General features: G+C 64.9%; 2 protein-coding genes. One reads left to right on the top strand and one right to left on the bottom strand.

The features are described from left to right. Positions 1–437: MmcB family DNA repair protein (locus EN935_RS36160; RefSeq protein ID WP_127374235.1), on the top strand; the 437-nt coding region annotated here is incomplete at its 5' end. 31 nt (positions 438–468) lie between these two features. Here the strand turns inward: EN935_RS36160 and nhaA are convergent. Next, positions 469–1,339 (bottom strand): Na+/H+ antiporter NhaA (nhaA, locus tag EN935_RS36155; protein WP_127374234.1); only part of this gene is annotated, 871 nt, incomplete at its 5' end.

The raw sequence follows: 1,339 nt of genomic DNA, 5'->3' as shown, positions 1-1,339 counted from the left end.
TGCTGGTCCGGCGCGGCGTGCAGCGGCTGCTGATGGACATGGGCGCGCATGTGCTGCCCGAGCTGTCGCTGGCCACCGGCCGTCGTGCCGACCTCGTCGCGTTGACCCGGCAGGGCGATATCTGGATCATCGAGATCAAATCCTCGATCGAGGATTTCCGGGTCGACCGCAAATGGCCGGACTACCGGCTGCACTCCGACCGCTTCTTCTTCGCCACCCATCCCGGCGTGCCCTCCGAGATATTTCCCCAGGAGTGCGGCTTCATCCTCTCCGACGGCTACGGCGCCGAAATCCTGCGCGATGCGCCCGAACACCGCATGGCGGCGGCAACGCGCAAGGCGCTGATGCTGCGGATCGCGCGGGCCGGTGCCTCTCGGCTGCTGGCGGCGGAACTTGCCGGCGTGTCGGTGCCAGCGCTGGAGGGTGAGAGCGAGTAGGTTTTCGCCTTACTCCGAGTGGGTTTTCGCCCTACTCTTCGCCCTCTTCCACCTCACCAACCGGCGGCGCCATCAAAAGCACGGCAGCACCCAGGATGGCGGCGATGAAGGAACCGGCGAGGATGCCGACCTTGACCGCGTCCTGCAGCGCCACATCACTGGCGAAGGCCAGCAGGCCGATGAACAGGCTCATGGTGAAGCCGATGCCGCACAGCAGCGAGATGCCGATCATATGCGACCAGCCAGCATTGGCAGGCAGGTCGGCAAGACCGAACCGGATGGCAAGTGCCGAGGAGCCGAACACGCCAACCAGCTTGCCCACCACCAGGCCGGCGGCGACACCCAGCGTCAACGGCTCGATCAGTGCGCCAAAGCTCAGGCCGGCGAGCGACACGCCGGCATTGGCAAAGCCGAAGATCGGAATGACGACAAAGGGCACTATCTTGTGCAAACCGTGCTCGAGCCGATGCAACGGCGAATGGTCGAGGTCGTGGCCAATTCCGGCGGAGCGTTCGAGCGGGATGGTCAGCGCCAGCGCTACGCCGGCAAGCGTGGCATGGACGCCGGATTTCAGCACCAGCACCCACAAGATGACGCCGAGCAAGAGATAGGGAAGCAGCGTCATCACCCGCATGCGATTGAGCACGACGAGCACGGCAATGACGGCGAAGGCGGCACCCAAGTAAGCGAGCGAAAGGCCGCTGGTGTAGAAGATTGCGATGATGATGACGGCGCCGAGGTCGTCGATGATGGCAAGCGCGGTAAGGAAGACCTTCAGCGAAGCCGGCACGCGGCTGCCGAGCAGCGACAGCACGCCGAGCGCGAAAGCGATGTCGGTGGCGGTCGGGATGGCCCAGCCGGACAGTGCCGCCGTATTGTTGCGGTTGATGGCGACATAGACG

The sequence above is a fragment of the Mesorhizobium sp. M7D.F.Ca.US.004.03.1.1 genome, from assembly GCF_003998635.1.
In the GTDB taxonomy this organism is placed as follows: domain Bacteria; phylum Pseudomonadota; class Alphaproteobacteria; order Rhizobiales; family Rhizobiaceae; genus Mesorhizobium; species Mesorhizobium loti.
Note: the sequence above shows the minus strand (reverse complement) of the source record. Positions and strands in the feature narration are given on the sequence as shown.